Annotated in this window: 14 protein-coding genes; 4 read left to right on the top strand and 10 right to left on the bottom strand. The window is 68.6% G+C overall.

Translation table 11 applies throughout. The features are described 5' to 3' along the window. Positions 1-158 precede the first annotated feature (158 nt). Positions 159-2,567 carry an immune inhibitor A domain-containing protein gene (locus AC1UKG_RS21350; RefSeq protein WP_482643167.1) on the top strand — a complete coding sequence of 803 codons (2,409 nt, stop codon included), beginning with the start codon at positions 159-161 and terminating at the stop codon, positions 2,565-2,567. 165 nt (positions 2,568-2,732) lie between these two features. After that, positions 2,733-3,665, top strand: a complete 933-nt coding sequence (locus tag AC1UKG_RS21345) for an alpha/beta fold hydrolase (RefSeq protein WP_018814400.1) — start codon at positions 2,733-2,735, stop codon at positions 3,663-3,665. A 10-nt stretch (positions 3,666-3,675) separates the two neighbouring features. Here the strand turns inward: AC1UKG_RS21345 and AC1UKG_RS21340 are convergent, their stop codons facing one another. Both AC1UKG_RS21340 and AC1UKG_RS21335 read right to left on the bottom strand, forming a co-directional pair. Beyond that, positions 3,676-4,041 (bottom strand): hypothetical protein, encoded by a 366-nt coding sequence (locus AC1UKG_RS21340; RefSeq protein WP_018743837.1) that lies wholly within the window; start codon positions 4,039-4,041, stop codon positions 3,676-3,678. Further along, the gene (locus AC1UKG_RS21335; protein WP_026325287.1) at positions 4,038-6,440 is read right to left on the bottom strand and encodes an SseB family protein; all 2,403 of its coding nucleotides are present in this window, start codon (positions 6,438-6,440) and stop codon (positions 4,038-4,040) included. Before AC1UKG_RS21335 ends, AC1UKG_RS21340 begins: the two co-directional genes overlap by 4 nt. A gap of 310 nt (positions 6,441-6,750) precedes the next feature. On the opposite strand from AC1UKG_RS21335, the gene AC1UKG_RS21330 reads away from it, so the two are divergent. After that, positions 6,751-7,137: a phage holin family protein gene (locus tag AC1UKG_RS21330; RefSeq protein WP_018743836.1), complete on the top strand. Its 387-nt coding sequence runs from the start codon at positions 6,751-6,753 to the stop codon at positions 7,135-7,137. Between the two features lie 203 nt (positions 7,138-7,340). Beyond that, positions 7,341-9,458 carry a PhoX family protein gene (locus AC1UKG_RS21325; protein WP_018743835.1) on the top strand — a complete coding sequence of 706 codons (2,118 nt, stop codon included), beginning with the start codon at positions 7,341-7,343 and terminating at the stop codon, positions 9,456-9,458. 107 nt (positions 9,459-9,565) lie between these two features. Here AC1UKG_RS21325 and AC1UKG_RS21320 read toward each other — a convergent pair whose 3' ends face one another. The 8 genes from AC1UKG_RS21320 to nuoI all read right to left on the bottom strand — a co-directional run bounded on the left by AC1UKG_RS21320 (position 9,566) and on the right by nuoI (position 18,660). Further along, complete coding sequence (locus AC1UKG_RS21320) at positions 9,566-10,348, bottom strand: helix-turn-helix domain-containing protein (RefSeq protein ID WP_018814402.1); 783 nt, start codon at positions 10,346-10,348, stop codon at positions 9,566-9,568. A 249-nt stretch (positions 10,349-10,597) separates the two neighbouring features. Continuing rightward, positions 10,598-11,683, bottom strand: a complete 1,086-nt coding sequence (locus AC1UKG_RS21315; protein ID WP_018814403.1) for a polyprenyl synthetase family protein — start codon at positions 11,681-11,683, stop codon at positions 10,598-10,600. Between the two features lie 123 nt (positions 11,684-11,806). Further along, the gene (nuoN, locus tag AC1UKG_RS21310; protein WP_018743832.1) at positions 11,807-13,360 is read right to left on the bottom strand and encodes an NADH-quinone oxidoreductase subunit NuoN; all 1,554 of its coding nucleotides are present in this window, start codon (positions 13,358-13,360) and stop codon (positions 11,807-11,809) included. Beyond that, positions 13,357-14,889, bottom strand: coding sequence for an NADH-quinone oxidoreductase subunit M (locus AC1UKG_RS21305; RefSeq protein WP_018743831.1), 1,533 nt, complete (start codon positions 14,887-14,889; stop codon positions 13,357-13,359). The genes nuoN and AC1UKG_RS21305 overlap by 4 nt, the downstream gene beginning before the upstream one ends. Before the next feature lie 82 nt (positions 14,890-14,971). Continuing rightward, positions 14,972-16,930, bottom strand: a complete 1,959-nt coding sequence (nuoL, locus tag AC1UKG_RS21300; RefSeq protein ID WP_475890214.1) for an NADH-quinone oxidoreductase subunit L — start codon at positions 16,928-16,930, stop codon at positions 14,972-14,974. 13 nt (positions 16,931-16,943) lie between these two features. Beyond that, the gene (gene nuoK / locus AC1UKG_RS21295) at positions 16,944-17,261 is read right to left on the bottom strand and encodes an NADH-quinone oxidoreductase subunit NuoK (protein WP_018222465.1); all 318 of its coding nucleotides are present in this window, start codon (positions 17,259-17,261) and stop codon (positions 16,944-16,946) included. Further along, positions 17,258-18,028, bottom strand: coding sequence for an NADH-quinone oxidoreductase subunit J (locus AC1UKG_RS21290; RefSeq protein ID WP_482643134.1), 771 nt, complete (start codon positions 18,026-18,028; stop codon positions 17,258-17,260). The genes nuoK and AC1UKG_RS21290 overlap by 4 nt, the downstream gene beginning before the upstream one ends. Then, positions 18,025-18,660 (bottom strand): NADH-quinone oxidoreductase subunit NuoI, encoded by a 636-nt coding sequence (gene nuoI, locus AC1UKG_RS21285; RefSeq protein WP_018743828.1) that lies wholly within the window; start codon positions 18,658-18,660, stop codon positions 18,025-18,027. Before nuoI ends, AC1UKG_RS21290 begins: the two co-directional genes overlap by 4 nt.

Below are 18,660 nucleotides of genomic sequence, written 5' to 3'. Positions count from 1 at the left end.
ACAACTTCTTGCAACAAAGTGTCCGGACGGTCTTCCCCTCATCAGCAACGATGTCTATCTTCACCAGTGGTCCCATCCATGGGATCGTCGCACCGGCCCACGCCCCCGCTGGGCCGGTTTTACTTCACACCCGGAGGTACCGCGTGCGCAAAGTCGCAGTGGGTCTACTCGGGCTCTCGCTGACGGCAACGGGACTGGCGGTCGGACCATCCGCCAGCGCCGCGCCGAAGCCCCAGCAGCCGACATCGGCTCCCTCAGCCGCAGAGCCCGCCCATGTTGACCATGACCTGCCCAACCCGCTCGAGGAGAAGCGACGGGCACTGCGCCAGGAGGGCCTGAGCAGCGTCCTCTCCGGCGAGGCGACATCGCAGCGAGTCAACGGCAGCACTGTCGTCAAGGTCGGTGAGACGGACGGTGGTTCCCCGACCGCCCGTGGTCAACGCGGCAAGAAGGACCAGTACGTCGAACTCTCCCGGGAGAGCACGGACCAGATCTTCGTGATCCTGGCCGAGTACGGCGATGAGCGCCATCCGTCCTACCCGGATCAGGACACCGCCCCCACCTGGCCGGGGCCGGCGCGCTTCGACGGACCGCTACACAACGAGATCCCGGAGCCGGACCGGGCGTTGGACAACTCCACAAGCTGGCAGGCGGACTACAGTGCCGACTACTTCCGGACGTTGTACTTCGGCGAGAACCCCGGCGACGAGTCGGTAAAGCAGTACTTCGAGGCCCAGTCCTCGGGCCGGTACAGCGTCGAGGGCACGGTCACCGACTGGGTCAAGGTCCAGTACAACGCCGCTCGCTACGGCCGCTCCCTGGACGACCCGACCGACGCCAACGGCGACGATCCGGCGGTCTGCGAAGGCCGGGTCTGCACCAACGTCTGGTCCCTGGTGCGAGACGCCGCCAACCAGTGGGTCGCCGACCGGAAGGCCGCCGGCCGTACCGACGCGGAGATCGCCGAGGAACTCCGGGCGATGGACCAGTGGGACCGGTACGACCACGACTCGGATGGCAACTTCAACGAGCCGGACGGCTACATCGACCACTTCCAGATCGTCCACTCCGGTGGCGACATGGCCAACGGTGACCCGCACCAGGGTGAGGACGCGATCTGGAGCCACCGGTGGTACGCGTTCGCGTCCGACCAGGGCCGCACCGGCCCGGCGAACTTCCCGGCGGGTGGTACCCAGATCGGCGACACCGGATTCTGGATCGGCGACTACACCATGCAGCCGGAAAACGGCGGGCGTAGCGTCTTCTACCACGAGTACGCGCACGACCTCGGCCTGCCGGACGACTACAACGTGGTCAGTGGAGGCGACAACAACAACGAGCACTGGACCCTGATGGCCCAGAGCCGACTCGGCGCCAAGGGTGACGGTGGCATCGGCGAGCGCGGCGGTGACCTGGGTGCCTGGAACAAGCTCCAACTCGGCTGGCTCGACTACGAGGTGGTGACCGCGGGCGAGGAACGCACCATGACCCTCGGCCCGCAGGAGTACAACTCCAAGAGGCCGCAGGCCGCCGTGGTCGTGCTCCCGCAGCGGGAATACGACTTCGACAGCGGTGCGCCCTTCGCCGGCACGAAGCAGTTCTTCTCCGGCGACGCCGACGACCTCAACAACACGATGACCCGGACGTTGGATCTCACCGGGAAGTCGTCGGCCACCCTGACGATGAAGGGTCGATACAGCATCGAGGCCGACTTCGACTACCTGTTCTTCGAGGTGTCGGAGGACGGCGGTAGCACCTGGACGCCGCTGCCCGGCACCGCCGACGGCACGCCGTTCAAGGAGATCTCCGTCGGACGGTTCGCCCTGGACGGTAGTAGCAACGACGAGTGGGTCGACATCACCCTCCCGATGGATGCCCAGGCTGGGAAGTCAGTCCAGTTCCGGCTGCGCTACCAGACCGACGGTGGTGTCTCCGAGGGCGGCTTCTACGGCGACGAGATCACCGTCACGGCCGACGGCCAACCGGTCCTCAACGACGGCGGCGAGACCGGTGCCGGCAGCTGGAACCTGGCTGGCTGGGACATCGTCGACGAGACCTACACCCGGCTCTTCGACAACTACTACATCGCCGGCCACCGGTCGTACGTCTCGTACGACAAGTACCTGAAGACCGGGCCGTACCACTTCGGGTACGCGAACACCCGCCCGGACTGGGTGGACCACTACGCGTACCAGGAAGGTCTGCTGATCTCCTACTGGAACACCCGGTGGGCGGACAACGACACGTTCGTGCACCCGGGTGAGGGCCGCAACCTCTACATCGACTCGCGCCCGCAGCCGCTCTACAACCAAGATGGCGAGCTGTGGCGGTCCCGGATCCAGGTGTACGACGCGCCGTTCAGCCTTAAGCGGGCGGACTCGTTCACGCTGCACGTCGACAGCCAGCCGCACCGCATTCGCGGCCAGGCCGCACAGCCGCTCTTCGACGACACCAAGCAGTACTGGTACGAGGAGCTGCCCAACCACGGGGTGAAGCTCCCCGCGACCGGCACGAAGATCGAGGTGCTCAAGCAGAAGGGCACCTCCATCAAGGTCCGCTTCAAGTAACGAGAACCACACGAAGGCGATGCCCGGGCCGGTGACCGGCCCGGGCATCGCCCTTCCCGGCCCCACCCGACAGCGGCTCGGCTCCCGGCCCCGACAGCGGCTCGGCGACCGGCCCGCTCCGCTCCACGTCGGCCCGGTTGTGCCCCGGGCCTTAGGCTGTGGCACATGACCGAGCAGCACGACGGGGCCCTGGACGAGTCCTGTGTCCTCGCCGAGGGGCCGTGGACGCACCGGTTCGTCGGCGCCAACGGCAGCCGGTTCCACGTGGTCGAGGCCGGAACCGGCCCGATGGTGCTCTTCCTGCACAGCTTTCCGGAACACTGGTGGGCGTGGCACGACATGCTACCGGCGGTCGCCGACGCCGGGTTCCGGGCAGTCGCGGTCGACCTACGCGGCTACGGCGCGAGCGACAAGCCACCCCGGGGATACGACGGCTACACCCTGGCCGGCGATGTCGCCGGGCTGATCCGGGCGCTGGGCGAGCGCTCCGCCACCGTGGTTGGCTCCGGTGCCGGCGGGCTCCTGGGCTGGACAGCGGCGTCTTTCTACCCGACTTTGGTCCGCCGACTGGTGGTGCTCGGCGCCCCGCACCCACTCCGGCTACGGGCTGCCATCTTCGCTGATCCGCGTGGCCAGTTCGCTGCCTCCACGCCAACGCTGGTGTTCCAGTTGCCGCGCTACGAGCACGTGCTGACCCGCGACGACGGGGCGGCGGTAGCGGAGATCCTGCGGCGCTGGGGCGGGCCGGACTGGGTGCAAAGCCCGGAATTCGATGCGTACGCGGCCCAGTGCCGGACGGCGATGCAGATCCCGCAGGCGGCCTTCTGCGCTCTGGAGGGCTACCGGTGGGCCTTCCGGTCAGCGCTACGGCTGCACGGCTACCGCTTCGTTCGGCTCATGCAGAAGCCCCTCGTCACGCCGACCCTCCAGTTACACGGCGCCCTCGACCGGGCGGTCCTGCCGCGTACCGCCCAAGGCTCCGGCCGGTACGTGGTGGCGCCGTACGAGTGGCGCCTGCTCGACCGGGTCGGGCACTTCCCGCACGTCGAGGCCCCGGAGATCGTGCTCGGCGAGATCCTGCGCTGGGCGAAGTCCTAGCTGACCGGCGCTAGACGCGAACCTCGCGCAGGTCGCGGACCTCCGCGGCCGGTGCCCAGCCCTGGTAGACGCCGTAGTCGAACGCCTCGAGACCCATCGCCTCGGCGACCGGCCAGCGCCCACCGGTGTACTCGACCCGCAGCCAACGGTCGTGCTCGCCCAACACGATGAACGGCTGCCGCTGCCAGGTGCAGGCGGTGCGGATGTACATCAGCTCGTCCACCTCGGCGGCCGGTACGACGCGTAGGTAGCGGCCCGGGCGTACTTCGGTGAAGCCCGCACCCGGCTCGCGCTGATACAACCGGACCTCACCACCGTCCGGGCTGGCCTGGTATTCGCGGTCCCGCCAGCGCGCCACGTACCCGTCCCGGATCACCCGTCACCCGCCTGTCGCCACCGCAGTGCGTCAACATCCAACGTGGCGACGAGCCGCTCGGTGCCGTCCGCGCCGATCCGCCACAGCTGCGTGCCGTGCGGCAGCCGGGCACTGTCGACCTTGAACTCCGCCACGACGTCGCTACTCTCGCTCGGAGCGAAGCCGTTGCCGCGGAACGGCGGCTTTTCGATCACCCAGCCCTCCATGGCCTGCATCGCGGCTTCGCTCTGCCCGCCATACGGGATGCGGTAGAGGTTCGGCCGAAACGCCGGCCACCGCAGCACGTAGATCTTCTCGGCGCTCCGTTCGAAGGCAGAACCGGGGTAACCCAGGCCAAGCGCGTCGTAGAGCTGAGCCGGGGTGGTCAGGTGTGCCAGCTCGCCAGCCCGGTGCACGAAACCGGAGACGCGGTCGTACCCCCGCTCCAGGTAGTAGGCGAGTTGGCTGGCGGCCACCGCCTTCTGCATCAGGACGGGGCTCGTGGATTCGGGGCTCGGCGGCTGATAACGCGGCCGGTCCGCCGGTGCCGGCTGGTCCGCCGGCGCCGACGCGGCCGGTGCCGCCTCGGGCTCCGGCCGATCCTCGCCCAGGCCCACCTCCACCGCCCAGTTGGCGAGCCCGACGATCTGCTCGCCGGGCAGCTTCGTGCCGATCGGGGTTCCCGGATTGACAGTGAAGGACCACGACCGGTCCGGCCAATGCTGGATGAGCTGCACGAAGCGGACTCGGATGGTCTCGACGGTCCCGGTGGTGTGCTCGGCAAGCCGCTCCGAGGAGGTGTAGACCACCACGGAGACCGCTCCGTCCTGCTCCTCGGTCTGCCAGACGAACCCCGCCCCACCGGGCCGGCTACCCGGTGCCGACTCGGTCGCCACCGGAAGCAGCACCTGGGCCAGCAGCAGCGTCGACAGGAAGGTGTCGGTGTTGCCACTGATGGCCGCCGTGACCAGGTCCGCCTCGACCGCATTGGCCGGTACGAAGTCCGGCGGCACGGAGGCCGGGTTCGGGCTCGGGGCGGGCTTCGGGGATGACATCGAGCTCGGGGGAGGGTCACCTACGTCCGCCACGGTGATTCGCATCGTGGGCTCGACTGGATCGGCACTGGCGGGGAGCACCGGGGCGCCGCCGACCGGGACCGCGCCGTCGCCACCGATCGAGACCGCACCCGCTGCCACCGATATCGGCATAGTCGCCGACGCATCGTCCGAGCCGGTGGCGGTCAGGTTCCGGGACTCGACGACGGTCCCCTCGATCACCGTCGGAGGAAGGGCTCGCTGGGGTGGCGAACTGGAGGCCGGCTCGGTGCCCGGGGTCGGCTCCGACTCCGCCGAGGTAGGCCGGGGCGGGACCGCGGCGGTGCGGCGCGCGTACCGTCGGAGGGTCGCCGGGTCGGGCACCGGGAAACGGACGGTCCGGGCGTCCTCGGCTGCCACCGGCCCGGATGCTGGCTCGCCGGGCGGGGCAGCGCCGTCCTGGTTGGCCCGGGTCGTGGGTCGGGCCGAGAACATCGGCGACGTGGCCGGCGACGATTCACTGACCGGCTGCCGGCGCGGAAGCTGTTGGGCGCCCCGGGTCAGGCGCGACCTCCGCTCATCTCGGTCACTACGGGCCGCGGCCGGTTCGAAGAAGGACCGGCGACCGGGGGGCTGCTCGGGGAGGCTCCGGGGTTGCCCCCTCGGGGGTGCGGCTCCGTCGGCGGGGCCGGGTTCGGGCGGGCGAGCCTGGCGGGGTGCCACCGGGTCCCCACCGGTGACTCGGCCAGCGTCCATCACCGGCCGCCGGAGGGCGGCCGCGCGCAGGTCGGCCGGGGTTCGCAGCGGCGCGCCCGGGGACGACGTGGATGCTGACGGGCGCAGGGGGGCGACGCCCTCGGGTGTTCGGCCAGCCCGCGGAGCGCGGTCCTGCCCCTTCGGCCCGGCGGCCGGCTCCGCTTCCCAGCGTTCGAAGGGACGAGGCCGGGAGTCGGTCTCGTCATGCTGCACCCGGGCCCGAGTACCCATCGTGCGACCGGGTAGGCGGACATCGCCACGGGAGAGCTGGGCGACATACCAGGCCGGCAGATAACCCTCGATGGGCAGGCCCGGGTTGACTGCCAGCCACCACTCGTGGTTGGGCCAATGGTCGACTAGTTCAGCGTAGGCGGCTCGGCGGTTCGCGCCCGCGTGCTCGCCGAGGCAGGCGCGCAGCGCGGCGACCGAGGTGAACGCCAGCACGTGGGTTCGGCCGCCGGCGCTCCAGGTGCCCCAGTTCATCGACGCCTGACCGGCCGGCGCTGGCGCGGAGACGGGCAGCAACAGCTCCGTACGGGCCAGGACACGAAAGTATCGTTGCTGGTCATTGGCACGCAATGCGTCACGCAGCGTTACCTCTACCTCGGTGGCCGGCTCCCAGTCGGTCAAGGCCAGCCCTCCTCCCGGCGATAGCGCAGGCGTATGGGATCCAATCTACAAGGTGCCGCAAGATCATAACGGGCTGGCCATACTGGACCACTGCGAGCGATGACACCCCGCTCCGGCATCGACACAATCCGGAGTCGGTCGATGTCGCGGAACCGGTCCCACCCCACGCACCGCTTCTCCGTCGACCCCACTCGCGATGCTCGCGCCGGGGGCGGGGAGGCCCAGACCCACGGGTTCGAGGCCGTTCTCTCCGCGGCGGACGGGACCCGAGCCTTCCCTGGAAGAACAGTCCGTGGCAGCATTCTCCGCCATGGGTTTCCTGAAAGGGCTCTTAATCCGGTTGGGCATCACCGCGGCCGCCTTCTGGCTGGCCACGCTCCTCATCCCGGGCATCACGCTGGACGCGGATTCGGCCACCGAGACGGTCACCACGCTGATCCTCGTCGCCGCAATCTTCGGCGTCGTCAACGCGGTGCTCCAACCGATCATCAAGACTGTGGGCTGCGGCCTCTACCTCCTCACCCTCGGGTTGATCGCGCTGGTCGTCAATGGTCTGCTGTTCCAGCTGACCAGCTGGATCGCCGGTGAGGCCGGACTGCCCTTCCACGTTGACGGGTTCTGGCCGGCCGCCGTCCTCGGCGCACTCTTCGTCGGTGTGGTCACCTGGCTACTCGGCGCCATCTTCGACCGCGATTAGCCGCGTTTACCCGCCGCCCCGATCGGTACGTGTATCGGGGCGGCGGGCACGGTGCTCCGGCGGAGTGACCCCCAATCCGGGGTGTTCAGCTTTGGTTCACATTGCTGCAGACTGACGGCAATAGTTTCCTCCTAGCCTCCGGCGTGTACGCACGCCATTCGCTGACCGCGGCGTGCGCCATCGACACCAGGAGGCCCCTCCACATGAGCGACCGCCCTCGGCTGCTCCCGCTGCTCGGCTCCATCCGCCACGGCAGTCGTGACGCGATGACCTGTCTCTACCGGTGTGGTAACGCCTGTGACCACCCGGTGCCCAACACCTCGAACAACACCTACTTCGGCGACCTGGTGGACGCCGAGGTTTCCCGCCGCGGCATGGTTCGCGCCGGCACGGTTGGTGCGCTGGTCCTGGGCTTCGGCGGCGCCGGTGTGCTCGCCGGTGGCGGCGCCGCTGCCGGCGCCGCCACCTCCGCTGGGGTGACGCCGGAGACGACCGAGTTCGCCGCCCCGCCCGGTGGCGTCGGCGACGGGAAGCTGACCTTCAAGTCGGTCCCACCGAACACCCTGGACAGCTTCATCGTGCCGAACGGCTACGACCACTCGGTGATCATCCGCTGGGGCGACGAGGTGGTGCCGGGCGCGCCCTCGTTCGACCTACACAAGCAGACGGCCAAGGCGCAGGCCCAGCAGTTCGGTTACAACAACGACTTCGTTGGCGTGCTACCGCTGGGCCGGAACAAGGCCCTGCTCGTGGTCAACCACGAGTACACCAACGAGAACCTCATGTTTCCCGGCTTCACCGACATGGACTCGCTCAGCGTCGCGCAGCTGAAGGTCGCGATCGCCGCGCACGGCATGTCCGTGGTGGAGTTGGAGCGGGTCCAGGGCACCGGTGAGTGGCGCCCGGTCAGGTCCGGCAAGCGGCCGTACAACCGTCGGGTGACCGCCGGGACGACGAAGTTCGAGCTGACCGGTCCAGCCGCCGGCTCGGACTGGCTCAAGACCGCTGCCGACCCGAAGGGGCGCACGGTCATCGGCACGTTGAACAACTGCGCCGGCGGGGTAACCCCCTGGGGCACGGTGCTCTCCGGCGAGGAGAACTTCAACCAGTACTTCATTGGCGGCGACGGTGCCCCGGAGGAGCTGAAGCCGAGCCTGGCCCGGTACGGCGTCAACACCACCGACCGTTACCCGAGCGGGAACCGGAAGTGGGACCGCGCCGACGAGCGCTTCGACCTGACCCAGCACCCGCACGAGGCGCACCGGTTCGGCTGGGTCGTCGAGATCGACCCGTACGACCCGGAGAGCCGGCCGCGCAAGCACACCGCGCTGGGCCGGTTCAAGCACGAGGGCGCGAACGTCATCGTGTCGAAGAGCGGACACGTGGTCGCGTACATGGGCGACGACGAGCGGTTCGACTACCTCTACAAGTTCGTGTCGGAGAAGAAGTTCAAGAAGGGCAGCTCCTGGCGCGCCCGTGAGCACAACCTGACCCTGCTGGAGTCGGGCACCCTCTACGTCGCCAAGCTGGACTACACCAGCGCCGACGAGATCGACGGCTCCGGTGAGCTTCCCAGCGACGGCGCGTTCAACGGCGGCGGTCGGTGGATCAAGCTGGTCAGCGGCAACCGCTCGTACATCGAGGGCATGACCGCCGCCGAGGTACTCACCTTCACCCGGCTCGCCGCGGACCAGGTCGGTGCGACCAAGATGGACCGGCCCGAGGATGTCGAGGCCAGCCTGCACACCGGCAAGGTCTATGTTGCACTCACCAACAACTCCCGGCGTGGAGTCGACAGCAACCCGAAGGCCGACGAGGCGAACCCGCGTAACGCCAACCGCCACGGCCACGTGCTGGAGTTGGTCGAGAAGCACGGGGACAACTCGGCTGAGAAGTTCGCCTGGTCGCTGCCGATCGTCGCCGGCGACCCGGCGGACTCCTCGACCTACTTCGCCGGATACGACAAGACGAAGGTCTCTGCGATCTCCTGCCCGGACAACCTCGCCTTCGACGCCACCGGCAACCTCTGGATCTCCACCGACGGCAACGCGCTGGGCAGCAATGACGGCCTCTTCGCGACGCCGATCGAAGGCCCGGAGCGGGGCCACCTGAAGCAGTTCCTCACCGTGCCCACCGGCGCGGAGACCTGTGGCCCCTTCATCACCGGCGACAACCGTTCGGTCTTCGTGGCCGTGCAGCACCCGGGGGAGATCTCCGGGGCCTCAATCGAAAACCCCGCCTCCACCTGGCCGGACGGTGACTACGCCAAGCCGGGCGTGGTCGTCACCTGGCGCCTGGATGGCGGCCCGATCGGCAGCTGACCTCTGCACTGCCCCTCGGTCCTGGTAGGGGCGCGCGAACGGGCCCTCTCCCCGATCCGGGAGAGGGCCCGTTTCCTGCTGCCGCCGGCCCGCAGCCCCGCATCCAGTCAGGTCTCGTGGACGAGACTGTCGGCGATGCCCCGGGCAGTCGCGAGCAGCTTCGCGCGAATGACCCGGGCGGAGGTCATCATCTCGCCGGCCGGCAAGGCGCAGGCGAGCGCCATCCGGCGCTCCACGTCCTTGTCACCACTTACCAACACCGCCGCGCAGGCCACCCCCGGCCGGTACTGCCCCAGCTCCAGCTGCATCCCCCGTCGCTCACCCGCCACGAGGTCAGCCTCGAACGCCTCGATGGTGGTCAGCGTCCCGGTGGTGAACGGGCGCATGCCGCTTTCCCGCAGGTAGCGCAGTCGCTGTTCGGTCGTGAGCGTCGCGAGCAGCGCCTTGCCGAGGGCGGTGGCGTGTGCCCCCTCGTCAAAGCCGGGAACCAGGTCCTCCAGGTAGGGGGAGCGTAGGCCTTCAGTGGCGGCCGTGATGGCCACCTGGCCGCCGACGAACCGCCCCAGAAAATGGCTGTAGCCGGTGTCGAAGACGGCCCGTCGCAGGGACTCCCCGACCGCCGACGGTCCGCGGAAGGCGCTGACCAGCTCCCGGTAACGGTCGGCGACCTCCAGGCCCACGATGTACGTGCCGTCCTCGCGCCGGATCACGTAGCCCTCGTACGCCAGGGTGCGGACGAGGTGGTAAGTGGTTGCCACGGTCAGCTCGCACCGTCGCGCGATCTGTTTGACGGTCAGCCCTTTCGGGGCACGACCGACTGATTCGAGCACTCGTAGCGCACGGGACACACTTCGGATGAGGTCCGAAGGCTCCGCCAGGGGGTCACGCACAACCACCTCCGCAGCCGGGGACTTACACCATATGAAATTCAGGACCGCCAGGAAACGCCTGTTCGGGCAGAGAACACTAGATCGTCATCCACTGCACGTGATGAAATGATCACCTTACGCTGACGCGGAGGGGTGCGTGGATACCACAGGACACCATCCGACACCGTGGTGGTGCCGGCGGGCCGGGAACCGGGTTGCGCAGAGATGCGTCAGCCGGCCCGATCGGCGCCCGGACCGCCGATAGATACGTCAGCCGCTCCGGTCCGCGATCTGGTCGCAGAGAGCTTCGAGCGCCTGTCGGGCCGGACCCGGCGGCAACGGCGCAAGCTGCGCGCGCGCCTCCTCAGCACGGCTCCGGACCGTCTCCCGGGCCCGCTTCAACGCCGGGCTCTCCCGGAGCAGTCCAAGGGCCTCGGCATGCAGGTTGTCATCGGTCAACGGACCGACCGCCAGGACGTCCCGGAGCCGCACCGACGCGGCGTCGGCGTCGTCCGAGGCGAGGGCATACAGCACCGGCAGGGTGGCGATGCCCTCGCGGAGATCGGTCCCGGGCGTCTTGCCGGAGCGCTCCGCCTCGCTGGAGATGTCCAGCAGGTCATCCGAGAGCTGGAAGGCCACCCCGATGGTCTCACCGTAACCAGCCAGCGCCTCGGTGTGCGCCGGGCTGGCCCCGCTGAACATCCCGCCGAACCGTGCCGCGGTAGCGATCAACGAGCCGGTCTTCTCGGCGATCACGTGCAGGTGGTGCGCCACCGGGTCCACACCGGGACGCGGCCCCACGGTCTCCGCGATCTGGCCGTGCACCAACCGGGCGAAAGTCCGCGCCTGCAGTCGGACAGCCTCGGTGCCCAGGTCGGCCGAGATATCCGCGGCGCGGGCGAAGAGATAGTCACCGACCAGAATGGCCACCGAGTTCGTCCACCGGGAGTTGGCGCTCGGCGCACCCCGGCGCACCGGCGCCTCGTCCATAACATCGTCGTGGTAAAGCGTGGCCAGGTGGGTAAGCTCCACCACCACGGCCGCTGGCACCACCTGCTCCCGAGTCGGATCACCGAACTGGGCGCCGAGCGCCACCAACAGCGGGCGGAATCGCTTGCCCCCGGCGTCAAGGAGGTGTCGGGCGGCCTCGGTGACGAACGGGTCGGCGCTGACGACATCGGCCCGCAGCGCAGCCTCGACCCCCGCCAGCACCTGAAGTGCCGAATCCGGGAGCCCCGCGTCGATCGGGTGCAGCCCGACGGCACCCATCTGACCCGCACCGCCCCGGCCGGAACGATTACCAAGGCCGGTGGCGCCCGAAAGCTTGTCAGCCGGATTCACCACGTCTCCCACCATGCCACACCAGTACCGCCAGCCCCGGGGCGGGGATGACTGAAGGGCTCCCGAATGCGTCCATGACCTCCGAGAACAGCCTCGGGGCCGGCACGGAGGTCACGTGCCGGCCCCAGATCAGCGGTGTCACCGCACGAACTCTGCAGCTCCCGCGGCGAGGTCGAGCAGCGGCTGCGGAAACACGCCGAGCACCAGGGTGGCGACCACACCGATGGTCAGCGCGGCCGAGGTCAGCCAACCCGGCATGACCACGGCGGGAGTGGACTCGCCCGGCTCGGAGAGCCACATCAGCACGACCACCCGCAGGTACGGGAAGGCGAGCACCATGCTGGTCAGCACACCAGCGATCACCAGCCAGCCCTGACCGCCGTCGAACGCCGCGCTGAAGACCGCGAACTTGCTCGTGAAGCCGCTGGTCAGCGGGATACCGGCGAAGGCGAGCAGGATGAAGGTGAACAGCCCGGCGTAGAAGGGCGAGCGCTGGCCCAGACCCGCCCAGCGAGACAGGTGGGTGGCCTCGCCGTCCGCGTCCCGGACCAGGGTGACCACCGCGAACGCGGCCAACACCGAGAAGCCGTAGGCCACCAGGTAGAACATCGTCCCGGAGACCCCGTCGCTGGTCGGTGCGAGCACCCCGACCAGCAGGTACCCCGCGTTGGCGATCGAGGAGTACGCGAGCAGCCGCTTGATGTCGGTCTGGGTGACCGCCAGCACCGCGCCGACGAGCATGGTCAGCACCGCCACCGCGCCGAGGACCGGGGTGAAGTCCCAGCGGGCCCCCTCGAAGGCGACGTGGAAGACCCGCAGCAGGGCGCCGAACGCGGCGACCTTCGTGCAGGCGGCCATGAAGCCGGTGATCGGGGTGGGCGCCCCCTGGTAGACGTCCGGCGTCCAGACGTGGAACGGCGCGGCGCCGGCCTTGAACAGCAGGCCGATGGCGATCAGCGCCATGCCCCCAAAGAGCAGCACGGAACTGGACGGGCTCTCCGCGACCGCCGCGTGGATGGTGGCGAAGTCAACCCCCGCCGTCCGGCCGGGGACGCCGGCGGTGAAGCCGTACACCAGCGCGACGCCGAAGAGGAAGAATGCCGAGGCGTACGCGCCGAGCAGGAAGTATTTCATCGCCGCTTCCTGGCTCAGCAGCCGCCGGCGACGAGCCAGGGCGCAGAGCAGGTAGAGCGGCAGCGAGAGGACCTCGAGCGAGATGAACATGGTCAGCAGGTCGTTCGCCGCCACGAAGATCAGCATGCCGCCCACGGCGAAACTGATCAGCGGGTACACCTCGGTCGCGCCCGGCGCCCCTTCGGCCTGCCGACGATCGTCCGCCGACTCGGCGGTCACCGCCGCCTGAGCCACGAACGCCCCACCACGCTCGACCGTACGCTCGCCGATGAGCAGCAAGGCCATCGCGGCCAACACCAGGATCGCGCCCTGTAGGAAGAGCGCCGGCCCGTCAATGGCGATCGCACCACCGATGGTGATCAGACGATCATTGGCGTTCAACACCACCATGGTCAGCGCACCGAGCACCGCCAGCAGCGCTACCGCGAGCTGCACCACGTGCCGCCGCCGGCGCGGCACGAACGCCTCGACCAGGACACCGACCAGAGCGGCGCCCAACAAGATGAGCGTCGGCGCGAGCGCCGCGTAGTCGATCGACGGAAGCTTCAGCTCGCTCACCGGCTCGCCTCCTGTGGAGTTCCGGCCGACGGGGCCGGGTCAGTCTTGCCGATATCCTGCATGGTCGCCTGGACAGCAGGGTTGATTACATCCGTGACCGGCTTCGGGTAGAAGCCGAGCAGCACGATCAGCGCGACCAGCGGGGCTACCACGACCTTCTCGCGCAGGTTCAGGTCCCGCTTCATGCCCTCGACCTCGGTCAGCGCCGGGTTGAGCGTGCCCTGGGTGGTGCGCTGCACCATCCACAGCACGTACGCCGCAGCCAGGATGATCCCGAGTGTGGCGATCACCGCCACCGGCTTGTTCACCGAGAAGGTGCCGATCAGCACCAGGAACTCGGAGATGAACGGTGCGGTGCCGGGCAGCGCCAGCGAGGCGAGACCAGCGAAGAAGAGCACCCCGGCCAGCAGCGGAACCAGCTTGCCGGCGCCACCGAAGTCGCTGATCAGCGCGGAGCCCCGGCGGGCGACCAACATCCCGACCACCAGGAAGAGCAGACCGGTGGCGAGCCCGTGGTTGACCATGTAGAGCACCGCACCGGTGGCGGCCTGGCTGGTGAACGCGAAGATGCCGACCCCGATGAAGCCGAAGTGCGCGATCGAGGTGTACGACACCAGCCGCTTCAGATCGTTCTGACCGATCGCGAGGAGCGCCGCGTAGATGATGCCGATCACGCCCAGCGCCAGCGCCCACGGCGCGAACCACTTGGCCGCGTCCGGGAACAGCGGAAGGCAGTAGCGCAGCAGGCCGAACGTCCCGACCTTGTCGAGCACACCGACCAGCAGCGCGGCGGCACCAGCGGGGGCGGCGCCACCGGCGTCGGGCAGCCAGGTGTGGAACGGGAAGAACGGAGCCTTGATGGCGAAGGCGATGAAGAAGCCGAGGAAGAGCCAGCGCTCGGCCCCGGTGGAGATATCCACCTCCGACAGCGCCGCCCAGTCAAAGGTCTTTCCACCGACCACCCAGAGGCCGATCACCGCGGCAAGCATGAACAAGCCGCCGACGAGCGAGTAGAGGAAGAACTTCACGGCCGCGTACTGCCGCTGATGTCCGCCGTAACTGCCGATGAGGAAGTACATCGGCACGAGCATGACCTCGAAGAACACGTAGAAGAGGAAGACGTCGGCGGCGGCGAAGACGCCGATCATCGTGCACTCGAGCACCAGCAACAGGGCGAAGTAGACCGGCACCGACCGCTTGGAGGACTCGGCGTCATGCCAGGACGCCAGAATCACCAGGGGCACCAGCAGCGCGATCAGCATCAGCATGACCAGCGCGATGCCGTCGGCGGCGAAGGTGAAGTTGACGCCCCAGTTCGGAATCCACGGATAGGACTCGCGGAACTGGAACCGGTCACCACCGGTCTGCCAGGTCACCCACATGACCACCGAGAGCGCCAGCACCAACAGCGACCAGCCGAGCGCCACCTGTTTGGCCAGCTCCGGCCGGCGGCGGGGCAGGACGGCGACCACCAGGGCACCGACCAGCGGCGCCACGGTGAGCACCGAAAGGAACGGGAAGTCGGACATTACGCGGCCTTACCTCCGTCGTCACTGTGCGGTCCGCCGACGGCGGCCACTGCGGGGTTCCCCGACCGCCTCCTGAGGTCGATCACACCAGCCACCCCGCCTCGACGGCCAGGAAGGCCGCCACCACCAGCAGGGCACCGGCCAGGATCGAGGTGGCGTACGACCGGACGAAGCCGGTCTGCAGCCGCCGGAGCCGACCCGAGCCACCGCCGACGCCGGCGGCGAGGGCGTTGACCAGTCCGTCGATGCCCCGGTTGTCCAGGTAGACCAGCGCCCGGGTGAGGAAGATGCCCGGCTTCTCGAACACCGTCTCGTTGACGGCGTCGGTGTAGAGGTTCTTCCGAGCGGCGGTGACCAGCACCCCCGCCGGCTGCGGCTCGGTGGCTGTGCCGCGCCGGAACAGGAACCAGGCCAGCCCGGCACCGATCACGGTCACCCCGATCGACAGGATCGTGATGGCGAGGTGCGAGAGCACCGTCTCGTGCGCTGCCTCCGAGCCACCACCCAGTCCGGCGGTCGCCTCCAGCCACTCGGGGACGGGCCCGACCATCAGGGCACCGGCGCCGATCGAACCGACCGCGAGCAGGATCAGCGGGATCGTCATCAGCTTCGGCGACTCGTGCGGGTGGTCGATCTCCTCGGTCCAGCGCGCCGGGCCGTGGAAGGTGAGCACGAACAGCCGGGTCATGTAGAACGCCGTCAGCCCGGCACCGAGCAGGGCCGCCATGCCGAACAGCCAGGCCGTCCAGTCGTCCCGCTCGAACGCGGCCACGATGATCGGCTCCTTGGAGAAGAAGCCGGAGAACGGCGGCAGGCCGATGATCGCCAGCCAGCCGGCCATGAAGGTCAACCAGGTGATCTTCATGTATTTCGCCAGCCCACCGAAGCGCCGAATGTCGACCTGGTCCTTCATCCCGTGCATCACCGAGCCGGCGCCCAGGAACATGTTGGCCTTGAAGAAGCCGTGTGCCAGCAGGTGCACGATGGCCAGCGCATACGCCGCGCCGCCGAGGCCGACGCCGAGGAACATGTAACCGATCTGGCTCACCGTGGACCAGGCGAGTACCCGCTTGATGTCGTCCTTGGCCATGCCGATGATGGCACCGAGCAGCAGCGTCAGCGCGCCGATGCTCACCACGACCAGCTGCAGCGTCGAGTTCGCCGAGAAGATCGGGTTGGAGCGGGCGATCAGATACACACCCGCGGTGACCATGGTGGCCGCGTGGATGAGCGCCGAGACCGGGGTCGGGCCCTCCATCGCGTCCGGGAGCCACGCCTGCAGCGGAAACTGACCCGACTTTCCGGCCGCACCGAGCAGTAGGAGCAGGCCGAGCAGCAGGACCGTGGTGGCGGTCAGCGAGCCGACGCCGGTGAAAACCTCGTCGTACTGCGTGGTGCCCAGGGTGGCGAACATGATGAAGATGCCGATCACCAGGCCGGCGTCGCCGACCCGGTTCATCAGGAACGCCTTCTTACCGGCAGTGGCGGCGGCGGGCCGCTCGTACCAGAAGGAGATCAGCAGGTACGACGCCAGCCCGACGCCCTCCCAGCCGAAGTAGAGCATCACGTAGTTGTTGCCGAGCACCAGCAGGAGCATGGCGGCGACGAACAGGTTGAAGTACGCGAAGAACCGCCGACGCCCCGGGTCGTGGGCCATGTACTCCACCGCGTACAGGTGGATCAGGAAGCCCACCCCGGTGATCAGCAGTACGAAGACCGCCGCCAGCGGGTCGAAGAGCAGACCGAAGTCCACTCGCAGGTCACCGACCGCGATGAAATCCCAGAGGCTCCGCTCAACGGACCGGTTCTCCAGACCGCGGAGCTGGAAGAAGTAGGTCAGGCCAAGCAGGAACGCGACACCGACCGACGCGACACCCAGCCAGTGCCCCCACCGGTCCGCCCGCCGGCCGAGCAGCAGCAGGATCGCCGCGCTGACCAGTGGGATCGCCACCAGCAGCCAGACGCTGCCGAGCAACCCTTCAGCGGTCGCGTACGTGACGGCGCCCACCGGCTCGACGGGGGCTTTCGCCAATATCTCCATCACCGCAGGCCCCTCAGTACTTCAGCAGGTTGGCGTCGTCGACGCTCGCCGAGCGTCGGGTCCGGTAGATCGCCATGATGATCGCGAGTCCGACCACGACCTCGGCCGCGGCCACCACCATCACGAAGAACGCTATGATCTGCCCGTTGAGGTCACCGTTGATCCGACTGAAGGTGACCAGGGTCAGATTGGCCGCGTTGAGCATCAGCTCAACACACATGAACAGCACGATCGCGTTCCGCCGGACGAGTACCCCGGCCGCACCGATGGTGAACAGCACCGCGGCGAGGACCAGGTAGTAGTTCGGCTCGACCGAGAAGAACTCGCTCACTTTTCGGTCCCCTTCAACGTCGTGTCCTCGGCGGTCAGCTCACGAACCGGCAGGATCTCCGGCGTGCTCTGCTCGGCCAGGCGGCCGTCGGGTAGGCGGGCCGGCGTGGCGACCGACGAGGAGGTGGCGAAGACGCCGGGGCCCGGCTTCGGGCCGGGGTAGTTACCGGGGCGGAACCGCGCCTTCATGGTGGCGACCTGGTCCATCCGGTCCTCCCGGCGCCGCTCGAGATGTGCCAGCACCATCGCACCGACCGCCGCCGTGATCAGTAGCGCCGAGGTGAGCTCGAAGGCGAGAACGTACTTGGTGAACAGCAGCCGGGCGATGCCCTGCACATTGCCCTCGGCGTTGGCGGCGGTGAGCCCGACAGCGGTGCTGTCCGCCAGCGCCCGGTGCAGGCCGGTTCCGACGAGTCCGGCGAAACCGACGCCGAGCACGAGCGCCGCGACCCGCTGGCCGCGCAACGTCTCAATCACCGAATCCGAGGCACCGCGGCCCACCAGCATCAGCACGAAGAGGAACAACATCATGATCGCGCCGGTGTAGACGATGATCTGCACCACGCCGATGAACGGCCCCGCCTGGATCACGTAGAAGACGCCCAGGCAGAGCATCGTCATGACCAGCATCAGCGCCGAGTGCACCGCGTTGCGGGCGGCGACCATACCGATCGCGCCGATCAGCGCCAGCGGGGCGAGGATCCAGAAGGTGACCGCCTCACCTCCGGGTACCGAACCCGCCGCGGCGAGCACCGTCTGCGTGGTCATGCTCCGTCTCCCTTGTCCGCCCGTTCTGCGGCCTGCTCGGCGCCGGGGAACTGCACACCGGGGTGCTCGCTGATCCGGTAACGGCCGGGGCCCATCGGCGAGCGCTCCGCCCCGGCTGAGGTACCCGGGTTCTCCAACGCGCCGACGTAGTAGTCCTTCTCGCTGTCACCCAACCGCATCGGATGCGGCGGCTGCTCCATACCGGACAGCAGTGGCGCCAGGAGCTGCTCCTTCGTGAAGATCAGGTCCTGGCGGTTGTCCCGGGCCAGCTCGTACTCGTTACTCATGGTCAACGAGCGGGTCGGGCACGCCTCGATGCAGAGTCCGCAGAAGATACACCGGGCGTAGTTGATCTGGTAGACGCTGGCGTACCGCTCACCGGGGGAGAAGCGCTCCTCCTCGGTGTTGTCGCCACCCTCCACGTAGATCGCATCCGCCGGGCAGGCCCAGGCACACAGCTCGCAGCCGATGCACTTCTCCAGGCCGTCCGGGTGCCGGTTGAGGATGTGCCGCCCGTGGTAGCGCGGCGCCGCGACCGGCGGCTTGAACGGGTAGTCGGTGGTGACGACCTTCTTGAACATGTGCGAGAAGGTGACCCCGAAGCCCTTGAACGTTCCGGTGATCGCGCCCAT

The sequence above is a fragment of the Salinispora sp. CH2A1_6 genome (assembly GCF_056820975.1).
The sequence above is the reverse complement of the archived record's forward strand: the minus strand, read 5'-3'. Positions and strand labels throughout refer to the sequence as shown.